Source organism: Paenibacillus castaneae, assembly GCF_002884445.1.
Classification (GTDB): Bacteria; Bacillota; Bacilli; order Paenibacillales; family Paenibacillaceae; genus Pristimantibacillus; species Pristimantibacillus castaneae.
In genome coordinates this window covers 5,341,277-5,357,113 of record NZ_KZ614144.1, presented here as the reverse complement: position 1 = coordinate 5,357,113, position 15,837 = coordinate 5,341,277, and the positions used below count along the sequence as shown (strand labels likewise).

General features: G+C 43.5%; 7 protein-coding genes. All 7 read left to right on the top strand.

Going from position 1 to position 15,837, the window contains the following annotated elements; all coding sequences use genetic code 11:
- Positions 1-76 precede the first annotated feature (76 nt).
- The 7 genes from CEF13_RS23975 (at position 77) to CEF13_RS23945 (ending at position 15,751) form a co-directional block, all read left to right on the top strand.
- Positions 77-1,732: a type 2 periplasmic-binding domain-containing protein gene (locus CEF13_RS23975; RefSeq protein ID WP_166742897.1), complete on the top strand. Its 1,656-nt coding sequence runs from the start codon at positions 77-79 to the stop codon at positions 1,730-1,732.
- 45 nt (positions 1,733-1,777) lie between these two features.
- Positions 1,778-2,428, top strand: coding sequence for a histidine phosphatase family protein (locus tag CEF13_RS23970; protein ID WP_102714673.1), 651 nt, complete (start codon positions 1,778-1,780; stop codon positions 2,426-2,428).
- A 197-nt stretch (positions 2,429-2,625) separates the two neighbouring features.
- Positions 2,626-3,417, top strand: coding sequence for an IclR family transcriptional regulator (locus CEF13_RS23965; protein WP_102714671.1), 792 nt, complete (start codon positions 2,626-2,628; stop codon positions 3,415-3,417).
- 166 nt (positions 3,418-3,583) lie between these two features.
- Positions 3,584-5,470, top strand: coding sequence for a beta-N-acetylhexosaminidase (locus tag CEF13_RS23960; RefSeq protein WP_102714669.1), 1,887 nt, complete (start codon positions 3,584-3,586; stop codon positions 5,468-5,470).
- A 201-nt stretch (positions 5,471-5,671) separates the two neighbouring features.
- Positions 5,672-13,072 (top strand): S-layer homology domain-containing protein, encoded by a 7,401-nt coding sequence (locus CEF13_RS23955; protein ID WP_102714667.1) that lies wholly within the window; start codon positions 5,672-5,674, stop codon positions 13,070-13,072.
- A 113-nt stretch (positions 13,073-13,185) separates the two neighbouring features.
- Positions 13,186-13,659: an S-layer homology domain-containing protein gene (locus tag CEF13_RS23950; RefSeq protein WP_341806396.1), complete on the top strand. Its 474-nt coding sequence runs from the start codon at positions 13,186-13,188 to the stop codon at positions 13,657-13,659.
- Between the two features lie 460 nt (positions 13,660-14,119).
- A complete protein-coding gene (locus tag CEF13_RS23945) occupies positions 14,120-15,751 on the top strand; it encodes an extracellular solute-binding protein (RefSeq protein WP_166742898.1) in 1,632 nt (543 codons plus the stop codon).
- The last annotated feature ends 86 nt before the right edge of the window (positions 15,752-15,837 follow it).

Below are 15,837 nucleotides of genomic sequence, written 5' to 3'. Positions count from 1 at the left end.
GTCCTTTCACTTTAGTAAGTAAGCGCATACATTTCAAGGGAGTTAACGCATGAATAAAATTATAAGGGGGATTAACATGAAAAAAACTTTTTTTAATTTTATGGTGATTGCGCTTGTTATGTTCTTGGTGGCATCTTGCAGCTCTAAGTCTGCGAATAATACGGCTGATAACACAGCTCCACCGAAGGGTAACGATTCATCAGTAGTCGGAGAGCAGGAGAACGGAACAAATTCTGGCTCAATCTCTTCCGGTAAATACGATCCGCCGCTTAAACTGGATTTTGCAGTGGGAAGAGTGGATTCAGACGTTAACTTTCCTGATGGACAAACGACAAAGGATAATAAGTGGACAAGGCTTGTTGAAGAAGAGCTTGGAATTAAACTCAATGTAACACTCGCAATGGCAGCAAGCAGCGAGTACACTCAGAAATTGAACTCGCTAATCATTACAAATGAATTGCCGGATCTTTTCACAGTGCATCATACAGAATATAATCAGTTGGACCAGATTATCCGAGCGGGTCTTGCAGAAGACATCACCGATGTTTTCTACGAACATGCTTCCCCATTAGTTAGAGAGCTGTTGCCGGAAGAAGCGTTGGAGCCATTGAAGAGAGATGGCAAGCTTTACTTTATTCCCCAACTGCTTAACCCTGCGGAAGAAGGAAACATAATGTGGATCCGGACGGATTGGCTGAAAAAATTGAATATACAGGAACCAAAGACATTTCAGGATATCATTGCTATTGCGGAAGCGTTTAAAGCTTTGGATCCAGCTAAAAACTATGGTTTTCAAGCGGGATTAGAATCATGGGATATGTATAGCTTGAGCGGTTTTTTCGCCGCATATCATGCTTATCCGGACGCTTGGATCAAAGACTCTAATGGAAATTTAGTGAACGGGACGATTCAACCGGAAACGAAAGCGGCTTTGAAAAGCTTACAGGAGATGAAGAGCAAGGGACTGATCAACAAAGAATGGACGATTAACGATGACGGAGCCAAAGCTCGGGAAGATCTAGTTACCGGAAAAGTAGGAATTAGCTTCGGCAAATGGTGGGCTCCTGAATGGCCGCTGTTTATGACCAAAGATAATGATCAGGAAGCGGAATGGGATGCGTTTGCTTTTGTCTCTATAGACGATAAGCCTGCTTTGCATCTAAAAAATGTGGTATCGGCAAGCAGTTTCTATGTACTTAAAAAAGGCTATTCGAATCCAGAAGCATTGATTAAAATGCTGAACTTGCAGGCGGAACATTATTGGGGTGACAATCCTACAGTCGATCCTGAAGGAAGCTCCTTGTGGAAGATCGCTCCTGTAGTTTCTGAACCGTGGGGGAAAAACATTCAATTCCAAGCAGCGATTGAAGCTGCATTGGCTTCGGGCGACACTTCAAAACTGCATCCAGCGGCGGTTCAGATTTATGAAATGATTAAAAACGAAGGTGAAGATTCATGGGGTGTTGGCAAGGAATATGGAGTAAATGGCTCTCTTGGGCTCTACGCAAAACTTACAAAAAATAATCTATGGATTAATAATGAATTTTTCGGTACGCCAACCGAGACAATGGCAACGAAACAAGCCAACCTGGATAAGCTTTTTCAAGAAACATTTATCAGCATTGTCGAAGGGGCAGACATTAATACCTTTGATACTTTTGTAGAGCAATGGAAGAGCCAAGGTGGAGATGATATTACAAAAGAAGTAAATGACTGGTACAGGTCCAAATAAGTGAGTAGGGTGACGTCTGTCATCTGTAAGGAGGAATTTCAAATAATGGACAAAATCTTACTTTTGCGACATGGAATGAGACTCGATTTAGAAGATGAAGCTTATTGGAAGCATTATGCAAGACGTCCTCATGATACGCCGCTTTCTGGAAATGGAATTAAACAAGCACAGGAAACGGCTAAATTTATTAAGGATGAAGGTGTGAAATTCATTTTTGCCTCTCCCTTTTTTCGGACCTTGCAAACGGCTAATATCATTGCGGAATATCTTGGCTTAAAAGTGAACATTGAATACGGATTTATGGAACAGCTAAGCGAGCAATGGTTTACTGAATTTCCGAATATTGTTACGCGCGAAGAGGCTATAGAGATTTTCCCAAGTATCAATCAGGAATATCAATCAGCTGTTATGCCAAATTTCCCGGAAAATGAGTCGGATATCCAAGTATTCGAACGTACTGGCCGTACGTTAGAGCATTTATTTCAACAATATTGTGATCCGGTTCTTATTGTGGGACACGGAGCTTCGATTTGGGAAACGACTAGGAACTTATGGGATACAGGTAAAGCAATGAAATATCCGCCGGAACAATACAGCTTAAAAATGTGTTCGCTTCACAAACTTATTAAAGTGGATAGGAAATGGGATTTAGTTCTATCTACGACGAATCATTTGAGCTACGTTGACACATGGTAATAACGTTATATTAATCGCAGCAATTGATTTATAGCCGTACTGACTATAGGCAGTACGGCTTTTTGGTATGAGGAGGAAAGGCAGTAATCGTCTATCGTTGACACTGCGAAAAACTGGTGATATATTAAAAGTAGTTGGTATGGTGAAATTGAATTTAACATGTCGAACGAAAAGTTATTGGATAGGAGGAACTGGAATTGACGAAGGAAAAAAAGAATTACATTGTCCCGGCATTGGAAAAAGGGCTAATGATTCTTGAAAAGCTGGCCAAGTCGAATGAGCCGCTGAGAATTACGGATATTCACGAACAGATGGGCATTCCAAAAACCTCTGTTTTTATGATAATGTCTACACTTGAGACGATGGAATTCATCGAAAGGGTAGATGATAATAGATACAAGGTAACTATGAAGTTATATAATATAGGAATTGAAACATTGTCTAAGTATGATATTCGTGAGGTTGCTCGTCCCTATATGGAAAAATTGGCACAGCAATTGAGATACACTGTTCATTTGGCGATTTTGAGCAGAGGAAAGGCAGTATATATAGAGAAAGTGAACGCTCCTACATTCGTGCAGTTCGATACTAAAATCGGCCAATCCATGCATCTTCATTCTTCTGCGGTAGGTAAAGTGCTGGCGGCTTACCTCGATAGTGCTTCTTTGGATGAGATATTGAAGGATGCAATATTTGTTCAAGCTACAGATCATACGATCACATCACCGTTAACGTTTAAGAATTTTTTGTCAACTGTTCGAGAAATGGGTTATGCTATTGAAGATGAGGAAGGCGAAGTAGGCGTACGCTGCATTGGGGCTCCAATATTCGATGATAAGGGAGTTGTTGTTGCGGCTTTAAGTGTAACTGGAGTACGAAATGATTTGCAAAGCATACATTTTCAGGAGATTGGCTCGGTGGTTAAGGAACATTGTAGACATATTTCGGAACAGCTTGGTTATAAAGGAGCAGTTCTGAAACAATTCTAAAAATCATTGAAAATGAATAAATAAATGAGATTGAGGGCCCGCATATGCGGGCTTTCTTTTTTTTCTTGATTATCTATCAAATATATGTTAATTTGTAAACAACAATTCGTAATACAGAATCATGGGTTAACATTACAAACGATTCATTCGGAGGCGAGGATAAAAAATGAAGATTCAGTTTTCCGGCGATGTATCTCACTTGGAGCAAGGTATTAAATGGATCTCGGAGAAGTATAATTTTACGGTTGAGCAGGATGGATTTCTGTTACATTTGAATAATATTCATAATAGCAAATTAAAAGTTGTAAAAACGAAAACTGATGCTTCAATTACTTATTCGGACAATATCCATTTTTTTCGTGGGCTTGGATTGTTTTTGGAAGAATGCCAGGAGAAGGAACAATTTGAAATTGTGGAGGAGCCGCAATTTACGAACAATGGTTTATTTTTTGATGTTTCGCAGGGGAATGCTGTAATGAACCTGGATACGATAAAAGAAATACTTACACGAATGTCGATGATGGGACTAAATTGGTTTTTGCCATATATGGAAGATAGCTTTACGGTGGAGAGCGAGCCATTCTTTGGATACATGAGAGGGAAATATACATACGAGGATTTGAAAGAGATTGATGACTATGCTCATGCTCTTGGCATCGAAGTCATTCCAGTTATCCAAACCTTGGCACATATGCAGGAAGTGATGAAATGGCCTGCATTTAATGAAGTGAGAGAAGACGAAGCAACGCTTCTAGTGGGAGAACCGAAGACATACGACTTCATTGAGAGGTTAATAACTACAGTCACGTCCCCATTCAGGAGTAAGCGTATACATCTCGGTTTGGACGAAGCGTGGCGCCTAGGGTTGGGTGAATATTTACCTCGAAACGGATTGAAAAGCAAGTTCGAAATAATGACGGAACATGTCAATCATGTGATTAAGATAACAGAACGGCATGGATTAGTCCCTCTGATGTTCAGTGATATGTACTTCCGAACGCCACAGTTAGCCGGCTACGGAAACAACTATGATCCAGGAGCAGAAATTCCTGAGGAGATAGTAAAAGCGATTCCAGATGGGATGCAGATGAATTTCTGGGAATATAACCGGGATGATGTGCCGTTCTATGAAGCGATTATTGACAAGCATGCTGCTCTCGGCTCGCATACGGTCGTAGCAGGCGGGCTTCAGAACTGGCTCGGATTCGGGGTTAATTACGGCCTCGCCTTCAGAGCATCCAATGCTTTGCTAGAAGGGTGCAAAATCAAAGGGATCAAAGAGGTGTTCGCCACCCATTGGGGAGATGATGGAACAGAAAATAACATATTCTCCGCAATGCTCGGTTGGCAGTTGTACGCGGAGCATGGTTATGCAAAGGTGCTCGATGAGGAAAAGTTGAAGAAGCGATTTAAGTTTTGCACAGGAGGCAATTACGATGATTATATGGCCATCAAATATTTGGATGAAGTTCCGGGTACATCTCCAGACAATCCGAACATGTGTAATCCATCTAAATATTTATTATGGCAAAATCTATTATCAGGACTATTTGATAAAAACATAGAAGGTCTTAATCTGAATCAGCATTATGCGAAAACAGCGGAACGAATGAGAGATGCCATCGGTCGCAATGGCGAATTCGATCATATATTCGTCCTATTGGATAAAGTGTGCACCATACTTTCGATTAAAGCTGAGCTCGGAATACAGATTACAAATGCTTACAAATGCCAAGATAGCGATGAGCTGCACAGGATTGCCAAGAGTACGCTTGCCCATTTGGAAGAGTTAGTCAAAGACTTGCGACTTTATCATCGGGATTTCTGGTATAAAACGAATAAGCCTCTAGGCTGGGAAATTCTTGACCTACGCTATGGAGCTTTGCTTGCAAACATCGATACTACAATCGCTAGAATTGAGAGCTATTTAGCAGGGAATATAACGATGATCGAGGAGCTGGAGGAAAAACGTTTGGCTTATCCGTTCACAGATAATCTCCCAATGATTACCAGCTACAGCAGAATCCCCTCTGCTAGCAGAATGTTTCAGTAATAGAAACTCACCAGATACTCTATACAAGAATCAGCCTTCGTAAACCAACAAGGAGGATTCTTGTATAGAAAATTTATTGTATGCGCTTACAGATGGCGATGTTGATTAATTGAGGGATGAACTGCCCAAGATTTATCGAATTTTACTTCACATTATTATTAACTAACGATTTTCAAATCAAACTTGGAGGTGTTTGTACAAATGAAGAAACGTCTGTCACGCTTTTTTTTAAGAGTTACTTTAAGCTTCATGCTTCTTGCAAGCTCGCTTAATTTTGTGCCACCAGGCTTACGCTCTGTCGCCGAGGCAACTGATGCGAAGCCGGCAGAGCAGATTCATTACACGATAACCGGCCCGGACTCGGTTACTTTTGACTGGGTATACGGTCCCGCTACAATTCAATTTGGAGAAACAGCCACATATGGGCAATCTGTTAAAGCTGGGGACCCAATCATAAAACCGAGATACCCAGTGGATGGAATGTTTCGTGAAGCAAAATTAACTGGATTGAAACCCAATACAACCTACCATTATACAATTGACGACAGCAAGGATTATACGTTTAGAACAGCGCCGGTTGCCGGCAGTTCAGGCTTTTCAATAGTAACAACAGGGGATGTTGGCGCTGCCATTCGGTTTCAGAATGCCGGGCTTATGAATAATCTCATCGCCTCTTTAAATGCCGATCTTTACTTAGGACTAGGAGATTTCACCTATGGCGATCAGGAAGGCCTAGCCTCGGTTAGCGCACATTTTAATGATGTTATGGTTTGGAGCAGAGAAACGCCTTATATGCCTAACTGGGGGAACCATGAGTGGCAAAGTGCACACGATGACTTGACGAACTATAAAGGCCGTTTCAACTTGCCCAATGCACAAGTTGACAAAGGGATGAGCAGCAGCACGCCTACGTATGGGGTCCCGGGAGACTGGTATTGGTTCGATTATGGAAATACGCGTTTTATTGCATTTCCAGAACCTTTTGGTAATACTTCATGGTCCAAATGGACAGAAGAAGCCGCTGTAATTATGGCTCAAGCAGAAACAGACAACAAAATTAAATTTGTCGTTACCTTTGGGCATAGACCGACGTATTCCAGCGGGTATCACGGGAGTAATCCTGATCTGGCCGATCTTATGGAAGTGTTGGCGAAGAAGTATCCAAAGTTCGTTCTAAATCTGATTGCTCATGATCACCACTATGAGCGTACCGTTCCTGAAAAAACATTCGGCGTACTCCATGTCGTCGTCGGTACCGGTGGGTCAACGCTCTCGAGTGAGAAAGACACGGAATGCAAATTTAAAAACTGTACGCCTCCATCATGGTCGGCCGAACGATTCTACCATTTTGGCGCTTTGAAGCTGGATTTCAAAGACGATGAAATTCAAGGAAATTTTGTTTGCGGACCATCTATCAGCGCAGAAAGCATTAAATGCAACTCCGGCGAATTAGGAGATTCGTTTACGATTAAATCCAGAATACTGAAGCCAGACCCAGGTGCGGTCATGCAAGGGTCTGGATCAGTGGAAGATCCATACGTCGTTATGACAGCACAAGATCTCTATAACATAAGGAATAAACCGGCCGCTCAATACAAACTTGGCGGCAATCTTGACTTAACGTTTTTTGATGCGGGAGACGGCAAAGGTTGGATGCCTATTGATCCAACGGGCAGTAATCGTTTTTCAGGCGGATTCGATGGTAATGGTTTTATCATTAATGGACTTACAATAAAACGTCCCACTAGTGATCATAGTGCTCTTTTTGGTTACACAGGAAATTCGGCAAAAATTAAAAACGTTGCTTTAGAAAACGTGCATATCGAGGGCAGGAACTTTGTTGGTGCACTGGTGTCCTATCAGAGCGGCGATGGTTCGATCAAAAACAGCTACGCTACAGGCGAGGTCATTGGAACCAGTAATGTTGGTGGAATTGGGGGAGAGGTCAAAGTACCTATCTCCGACAGCTTTGCTCGAGTCAATGTAACGGGCACTGATAAAGTCGGGGGGTTAGTTGGAAGCTTTACGTCCTCTGCCTTCAACACGTATTCTACTGGTAAAGTGGTAGGAACCTCTAATGTAGGAGGTTTAATCGGAATTAATACGGGAAGTGCCAGTAGCTCTTACTGGGATATTCTTACCTCGGGACAGGTGGCTAGTGCCGGTGGTGGTGAAGGTAAAACGACAGCTGGTTTGAAGAAGAAAGCAACTTACGTGAATTGGGATTTCACTTTCGTATGGCAAATAGATGAAGGCAAAGATTATCCACTGCTAAGCGGATCGGTGCCGCCTGCATCAACCAATGCGAATTTATCCGAGATTAAACTAAATGGATCTCCAGTAAGCGGCTTCTCGCCAGGCAGATTTACTTATGATGTTATCGTGCCATACAGTATTTCTTACGCAGATGTGGAAACGATGACGATGGATGAGAAAGCAGAAGTTAAAATTATCGGTGAAATGGATTTGAAGGTTGGAGAAAACAGTATAACGATTAATGTGATGGCAGCGGATAAAATAAATACTCAGAACTATGCGCTTAATATCATCCGTGGGGAGCCGCTGATGTCCGGTGCAGGGACTTACGACAATCCGTATAAAATTAAGACAGCACAAGAACTTAATAAAATCCGCATGGATAAGAGTGCATATTATAAATTGACGGCGGACATTGATTTAAATAATTTTGATGATGGAGACGGCAAGGGATGGATGCCGATTGGTGTAGACAAATCAAGGTTTATTGGAAAAATTGATGGCAATGGGCATGTGATTAATGGTTTAAAGGTTGATCGATCCGATACTGATTTCGCGAGCCTCCTCGGCTATGTAACTTGGGGAGGATCGATTCAAAACGTTGGATTGACGAACGTTGATGTGAAAGGTAAAAACTACGTCGGCGGCCTTGTAGGCTACATGGACGGCGACGGTGAAATTCGAAACAGTTTTGTTACTGGTAAAATCAATGCAACATCGTCAAACGCCGGAGGCATTGGCGGTGACGTTCGAGTAAGCATCTACAATAGTTATGTACATGCTAATGTTGTTGGAAACAATAGGGTCGGTGGGTTGATTGGACGCATGCAAAGTAGCTCTAGCGCAGTCGATCTTCAGATCAATACCACTTATTTTACTGGTACCGTATCTTCACCTGGAGCTTTTGTCGGAGGCTTTATCTCGGAACTAGCTGCAGGAAAAATTATCAATTCGTACTGGAATGCCGAAACAGCAGGACAAACAGCTAAAGCATGCAGTGTCGACAATTTGATCGAGAGCTGCGGCGTAGGTAAAATGACTGCAGATATGAAGCAGCAAGCAACGTACGTTGGTTGGGATTTTACCAGCAGGTGGGTAATGGGTCAGAGCGGATATCCGGAGCTGCAGAGGTCTGAACAGCCGGAAGAACCGATACTTTCGACAAACGCTGATCTGAAAGCCCTTACAGTGGATGGAGTGACAGTAAACGAGTTTGAAGCCAATCTATTGAGCTACGCGATGGATGTTCCGTACAGTAAAGCTTCTGTAACTATTGCAGCAGCAGCTGCGGACGCTAAGGCCACGGTCGCAGGAGACGGACAAATCGATTTGTCAGTAGGAAGCAATACCATTGCCATTACAGTAACGGCAGAGAGCGGAATGAAGAAAATCTACCAGATTATCATCAAACGCGCGAAAGAGATTTCTACCGATTATCAAAAGTCTGACGTTTGGAAAATGGTAGAGCCTGGTGCGGGCGGGGCGTTTTTCTCCGTTGGCGCAGGGCCTTCAAGTGAAAAGTATCCATACGGTATTGCCGTAGCGGGATCTGATCTTTCAGGACCTTATCTCAGCTATGATAACGGTAAAACATGGGAGAACAGAGGCTATTGGAATGGTCTTATCTATCATAATCATACAAGCATGGTAGGTTATATACCAGACGACGCCAATGTCCTTTTCGTTGGTGCGGAGGATATTATGTACAAGAGCAACGATGGCGGACATCAATTCTATCCAATTCTATCGGAAGATTGGGATCCGTTCGAACGCACGGGTACATTTAAAGTCGTTAGAGATTTGAAGCCGGGTGAAATCGGTACGAAGTATAAAGATCCGCTCGGAGATGTGCATGACCAGTGGGCGGAAGAGCCATTAGAAGAGGGCGCACTGTTGTATTTTACAGCGATGACCTTCTCGAAATCAAATCCGAATATCGGATACGTGGCTGCTCACCATAACTGGGAAGGAACCGATGCGGTTATCTTCAAAACGACAGACAGAGGAGAAACATGGTCGCCGGTAAAAGCATTCCTGAATGATTACGACGATGAAGGCAATCTCGTAAAGTTTAATGAAAACATGAGGGTGCAAAAAATTGTAGTCGACTATACGAATCCGAATAGCCTCTACATCCTTTCTCAGCCAGATCAATTTACAGAAGAGACTGGATTGTATTGGGAAGGACCGAAGAGCGCCATTTATAAATCTGTGAACGGTGGAGTAGATTGGGAGCTTGTAGCTGGCGATATGCACACTAACCCGGCAAATAGCGGCGCTGCTGGTCTTGGTTTACCGCTATATGATGTAGACGGACAGCAGAAATTTATTCTTCATTCGAGCGGCGAGTACAGAACGGCCTATCAAAAGTCAGGAGACTTAACTGAGCCTCTGTTTATGAGGTATGTATCGGATTTTGAACTAGATCCTATAGATCCGAATGTTCTGTATGTTTCCAAGGGCAACAGAAGCAACCGGACTCTTCCGGGAACAGGAGTTTATAAAGGAACGTTCAATAACGGTACTTGGTCATGGGAGAAACTAATGGATACTTTCGGTATCGTCAAGGTGAAAGCAGTCGATAACCATTCCATTGTGAGACTATTCGATATCCGAGGTTGGTCTGATACTCAGCCAAGCGCCCAGACAAGAAATTATCCAAAAGTGTATGAGTATAGTTCAGCTAATGCAGCTAACGGGTTTGAGCTTATCGCTGAAGCATCAACTCCAGGCACATTTGAATTAGGGGCAATTCATCACTATTACTCTACGTCCCCTGCTTACGTTAAGACGATTGCCGCTTCCATGGCGAATCCGGATGTGTATTTCTGGGTCGATTCCCAATGGGTATTTATGTCTGACGATGGAGCTAGACACTTTAAGTCAGCGAGCTCGAATAAACGCACAGATGAACATGGAGATTGGTATTCTACAACAGGGGTAAGCAACGTCGTATCCTTAACGTTGAAAATCAGCGAAGCGAATCCAAATATTATCTATACGGGTAACTCCGATATTGGTTTTTGGAGAAGCATGGACAACGGAAGGTTCTTCCAGCACGCGAACCAAGCACAATTCGTAAGTGATTGGAAAGGGATTGGCGGCCAAGCACAAGCCATTTTGGCGGATCCGGATCGCGAAAATGTGGTATGGGCCGGACTGGGCGGATACTATATCGATCAGATTCTCGTGAAAAGTACGGAATATGGAGCAAACGGCTCTTGGATTGAATCGCATTCAGGCCTTCCAAAGTCAGATACTCCAAGGTGGAATAACTATCAGAACGGTGCAGCGATACGTGGCCTGTCTCTCGATAGAACAAGCCCGATAAATAATCGTACCTTGTATGTTGTTGCGGATGATGTTGTATTTAAGAGTACTGACGACGGAGTAACCTGGAGTAAGGTTTTGGATATGAGAGAGGCAACAGACAAGGAAGCATATGAGTATGACGGTAATGAAACATGGGATGTGAATCCCGATCGCACGGCTGCAACAGCGGTTGATCCAACGAATGGCAACTACGTATACGCAGGCGGCTCAGATGGATTTTTCCGTTCCGCGGATGCCGGAGCAACGTGGGAGAGAATTGGCGGTATCGAATTTGAAGGGATTCAGAAAATTATTGTTTCCAGACAAAATTCTGAGCATGTATTTGTAGCCGTTGGCCCTTACCAGAATGATGACTGGACGCCTTACAATTCTCCTGGATTGTATCGCAGTACGGATCGCGGCGAAACTTGGGAGCTGATCTTCGAAGATGAGTTCGTCAGAGGATTTGACGTCAATCCGCAAGATGAGAACATCATCATCGTCGGGTCAAGCAATGTATGGATCGCTGGAGGCATTCCGGAATCTAGCGGCGCATGGCTGACGGTTGATGGAGGCGAGACATGGCATCAAGTGAATGAAGGTCTGTCATGGCCTTATGTCAGAGATGTGGAGATGAATCCGCATGATCCAACCCAAGTATTTATCGTTACACCGGGAACATCGTTCCATGTTAGAACTTTTGATTATGATGCGTATTTGGGTGGAAACGAAGGGTCGCCGTTTAGTTCCAACGCTGATCTTGACAGCTTGACGCTCACTGCGGGAACCTGGAACACACCGTTTAGTTTATCAAATCAAAACTATACTATAGACGTAAGCCACTCCGTATCTTCCGTCGAGCTTATTGCGGAAGCTGCAGAGGAGCATGCAACGATCTCGGTGAATGGAACGGAATATACGAGTGGTACGGCCAATGTGATCAACCTGAACGTAGGAGAAAATACGATCGCAATTGTAGTCACCGCACAGAATGGCACAGAAAAAACCTATACGATTATCGTGAAACGTGCGGCAGCACCGAATGTGGATCAGGATAGCGGAGATAAGGTCATCGTTGCACCTCCCGCTGGGGAAGGCAGATTGACACTACCTGCTGGAAGCGGCGGCACGACCCAATTGGGCGAGGCGATCATAATTACGATACCTGCGGGCGCAACCAGTCAAGAGCTGAAATTGACCGTAGAAAAAGTATTGGATGGCATGAAACTTGTAACCGCGCAACAGATGCTACTTAGTCCGATATTTGAAATATTGAAAAACTTCTCGGGCAACTTCATCAAAGCGATTACGTTGACCTTTGCGTTCGATGCGAACAAGTTGAACGATAACCAAAAGGCATCTGTATTCTATTATGATGAAGTAATGAAAGTTTGGGTGGAAATCGGCGGAAAGATCAACGGAGACAAAATTTCTGTAGAAGTAGATCACTTCACGAAATTTGCCGTATTTGCAGTTGACAAGAAGGTTGCATCCGAAACGTTAAGTGACATCTCAAGTCATTGGGCTAAGGCTAATATCGAGCTGGCAGTGACTAAAGGCATTGTGAATGGATATCCGAACGGTACGTTCAAGCCGGACGGTGACGTCACCCGCGCTGAATTCGCAGTCATGCTTGCACGTACATTAAACCTGCAAGGGGCTGGAGCTAAACTGAGTTTCACAGACCAAGGAAGCATTGGCAAGTGGGCGCAGCTAGCTATTGCGCAGGCAGTAGAAGCGGGCATTATTACAGGGTATACAGATGGAAGCTTTAGGCCGAATGCGAAAATTAGCCGCGCTGAAATGATGACGATGGTCACAAGAGCACTCGGCTATGCGCTAGATAACGCCGGAGCGACTAGTTTTGCTGATGACGCCGACATTCCGTTGTGGGCGAAAGCAGCGGTTAAGGCATCTGCAGAGGCTGGTATTATCCAAGGTCGCGGCGGCAATCGATTTGTTCCGAACGGCTCAGCGACTCGAGCAGAAGCAGTAACCGTATTGCTAGGCGCGCTAGAGCTGAATAACAAGTAACACAGTAATTTAGGCAACGCGGAACTGGCTGAACCGCCCGGACCGCGTTGCTTTATTTCTAAGAGCCTATTGCAATAGATACAATACATATCTATGGGAGGTAAGCTAAAGGAATTGTGAACGGTTATCCGAATGGTACGTTCAAGCCGAATGCGGGTGTCACACGCGCTGAGTTCGCAGTCATGCTGGCACGCGCATTGGAACTGCAAGGGGCTGGAGCTGGAATCAACTTCATTGAACTGGATAATATTGGTATACGGGCGCAACAAGCCATTGCGTGTGCGGTTGAAGCAGGTATCATTACAGGGTACACGGATGGTAGCTTTAGGCCGAATGCAAAAATAAGCCGTTCCGAAATGATAACGATGCTCTCAAGAGCACTTGGCATTACGTTGGATAACGCTGAGACAACCAGCTATGCCGACGATAGCGATATTCCAGCGTGGGCGAAAGCAGCAGTTAAGGCATTAGCAGAAGCGGGAATCATTCAAGGCCGCGGAGGCAATCGTTTTGTTCCGAACGGCACAGGGACAAGAGCAGAAGCTGTAACGGTATTGCTAGGTGCACTAGAGTTGAATAATAAGTAACGCAGCAAAGTTGGGGAAACAATGCGGGCCGGCAAAGAAGCGCACCTGCGTTGTTTTCTTTAATATTTGGTGGAAAATACAAGAGGTTTATATTCTGATATTCCATAAAAGTAAGTTCGGCATGTGGAATTATCTTTTGTTTCACTTGATTATATTCAAGGTATGTGATAATTTATTAATAATGATTCGTAATTCAGAAATCAAATTCAACATAACGAACTTATATCACGAGTGGACATTATAAGTTAATATGATATTTTCTCAAATTAGAATACGCTTACATAACTAGTGCGAGATAAGAGAAAAGATGAAATTTAGACGATGTTTGGGAGGTGATACGTTACTGCAGGAAATAAATCAATATTTTGAAAGCGCATTCGAAGGACTCAAAGTAAAGCAACATCATTTGCGACATTGATTACTTCACTTATAAGCAAAGGGGAATGAAGGGGAGATGAGAATGAAAAAACTCACTACTAATTTGTTGTTAACTATGATGTTTATGCTTTTGATAGCAGCTTGCAGTAACGGAACAGATAAACCAAGCAACACATCAAAACCTCAGGCTACACCTAATAATAGTTCGACAACCGAAAGTTCCAGTTCAGGAGATAAGTACGATCCGCCTATAAAAATGACCTTCGCAGTCGGAAGAGTCGATGCGGACGTTGTGTTCCCTGACGGACAATCGACTAAAGATAATCAATGGACAAGGCTTGTTGAAGAAAAGTTAGGTATTAAGCTTGACGTGACGCTAGCAATGCCAAAAGGGCAAGAATTCACCCAGAAGGTCAATGCACTTATCGTTACAAATGATCTGCCGGATTTGTTCACAGTATCCGAAGAAGAAATGATTCAAGTAGATCAACTTATTCAAGCAGGCATTGCTGAGGATCTTACCGACCTCTTCGAGGAGTATGCCTCGCCGCTAGTCAAACAGCTTATGCCGGACGAAGCGCTTGAGCCGCTTAAGAGAAATGGCAGACTGTATTTCCTTCCTAACCTGCAAAGACCAGCAGAAGAAGGTTTTATGACTTGGATTAGAACGGATTGGCTGAAGAAGCTGAATATTCCGGAGCCAAAAACATTCCAAGACGTCATTGCGATTGCTGAAGCATTTAAAGCGATGAATCCTACCAAAAATTACGGCTTCCAAGCTGGAACAGAATCATGGGATATGTATAGCCTAAGTGGGCTATTTGCGGCATATCATGCTTATCCTAATGCTTGGCTTAAAGACGCGAATGGAAATCTAGTTAATGGCAACATACAACCAGAAGTGAAGGCGGCTTTGCAAAGTTTGCAAAATTTGAAGAAAGAAGGCCTTATCAGTAATGAGTGGACCCTCGGCGATGATGGGGAAAAGGCACGTCAGGATCTTATCAATGGCAGAGTCGGAATTCACTTTGGGCAATGGTGGGCGCCGGAATGGCCATTGCAGCTCGTTAAAGATAATGATCCGGAAGCGGAATGGAAGGCATTCAAATTCATGTCCGTTGATGGCCAACCGGCCTTGCATTTGCAAAATACAGTTTCTTTGACAGGACTATATGTTCTAAAGAAGGGGCACTCCAATCCTGAGGCATTGATCAAAATGTTGAATTTGGTTGCAGACTTTTATTGGGGAGAAAATCCACAGGCTGATCCGGATAACAGCAATCTGTGGAAACTGGCTCCTGGCGATGCTCAACCTTGGGGAAAAAATATTGTATTTATGCAATCAATTGAAAAAGCATTAAAATCAGGGGATGCTTCGAAGCTTCATCCTGGAGAGCAAGTGCTATACAATATGATCGAAGATTATAACAACGGCAATGACGAGTTTTGGGGAGTGAGTCTTGAATACGGTATTGATGGGTCACTCGGTTTATATGATAGTTTCCAATGGATCAACAACGAGTTCTTCGGTACTCCGACTGTTACGATGAATACGAAACAGGCGAATCTGAATAAGTTGTTCGAGGATGCTTTCATTAGTATCGTTAACGGGGCAGATATTAACAAATTCGATACTTTTGTTGAGCAGTGGAAGAAACAGGGCGGAGACGATATTACAAAAGAGGTCAACGATTGGTATAAATCTAGAAAATAGGAAATAACCGGGGTTTAAATATTTCAGTCTTCTACCTGCCTATGACAAAGCGGGTAGGTAGAAAACTTGGATCTCAGGGGTGGGAT

Coding starts and splice junctions, on each gene's coding strand:
- CEF13_RS23975 (WP_166742897.1), top strand. CDS start 77: ATGAAAAAAACTTTTTTTAATTTTATGGTGATTGCGCTTGTTATGTTC.
- CEF13_RS23970 (WP_102714673.1), top strand. CDS start 1,778: ATGGACAAAATCTTACTTTTGCGACATGGAATGAGACTCGATTTAGAA.
- CEF13_RS23955 (WP_102714667.1), top strand. CDS start 5,672: ATGAAGAAACGTCTGTCACGCTTTTTTTTAAGAGTTACTTTAAGCTTC.
- CEF13_RS23960 (WP_102714669.1), top strand. CDS start 3,584: ATGAAGATTCAGTTTTCCGGCGATGTATCTCACTTGGAGCAAGGTATT.
- CEF13_RS23945 (WP_166742898.1), top strand. CDS start 14,120: ATGAAAAAACTCACTACTAATTTGTTGTTAACTATGATGTTTATGCTT.